The 1,045-nt window shown below is 66.4% G+C and carries 1 protein-coding gene; it reads left to right on the top strand.

Going from position 1 to position 1,045, the window contains the following annotated elements; all coding sequences use genetic code 11:
* Positions 1-202 precede the first annotated feature (202 nt).
* Positions 203-1,045, top strand: an 843-nt coding sequence (locus tag ACFW3F_RS25590) for a cbb3-type cytochrome c oxidase subunit I (protein ID WP_388062523.1), incomplete at its 3' end; no start/stop codon positions are given.

Genomic DNA, 1,045 nt, shown 5'->3' on the forward strand with positions numbered 1-1,045 from the left:
GCCTTCGTCCGGCCTGATCACCTGGCACGCGCATGTCCTCGCCCCCACCCCGGAATTTATTTCTCTCGCGAGCGAGATAAACTGCCAGAGGCCGGGCCACTCGGTGCGCAGGCATCGCACGCCCGGAGGTCTCGCACGCACTTGGAGGACTGCCGTGCCCCAGCCCGCGCTGTCACCGCCCGCCTCGCCACCGCGGCCGGCCATGGAAGGGCGGCGCCGCTCGCCGGGCCGGGCCGTGGTGGCGATGCTGACCACGACCGACCACAAGCGGATCGGCACCCTCTATCTGGTCACCTCGTTCGTCTTCTTCTGCGTCGGCGGGCTGATGGCCCTGCTGATGCGCGCCGAACTGGCCCGGCCGGGTCTGCAGATCATGTCGAACGAGCAGTTCAACCAGGCGTTCACGATGCACGGCACGATCATGCTGCTGATGTTCGCGACGCCGCTGTTCGCCGGGTTCGCGAACTGGATCATGCCGCTGCAGATCGGCGCGCCCGACGTGGCGTTCCCGCGGCTGAACATGTTCGCCTACTGGCTGTACCTGTTCGGCTCGCTGATCGCGGTGGGCGGCTTCCTCACCCCGGACGGGGCGGCCGACTTCGGCTGGTTCGCCTACTCGCCGCTGTCGGACGCGGTCCGCTCGCCGGGTATCGGTGCCGACATGTGGATCATGGGTCTGGCCTTCTCCGGCTTCGGTACGATCCTCGGCTCGGTCAACTTCATCACCACGATCATCTGCATGCGCGCGCCCGGCATGACGATGTTCCGGATGCCGATCTTCACCTGGAACGTGCTGCTGACCGGTGTGCTGGTCCTGCTGGCCTTCCCGGTGCTGGCGGCGGCGCTGTTCGCGCTGGAGGCGGACCGCAAGTTCGGTGCGCACGTGTTCGATTCGGCCAACGGCGGTGCGCTGCTCTGGCAGCACCTGTTCTGGTTCTTCGGGCATCCAGAGGTGTACATCATCGCGCTGCCGTTCTTCGGCATCATCAGTGAGGTCATCCCGGTCTTCTCCCGCAAGCCGATGTTCGGCTACATGGGTCTGATC

It is taken from the genome of Gordonia sp. NPDC058843 (assembly GCF_042743165.1).
Classification (GTDB): domain Bacteria; phylum Actinomycetota; class Actinomycetes; order Mycobacteriales; family Mycobacteriaceae; genus Gordonia.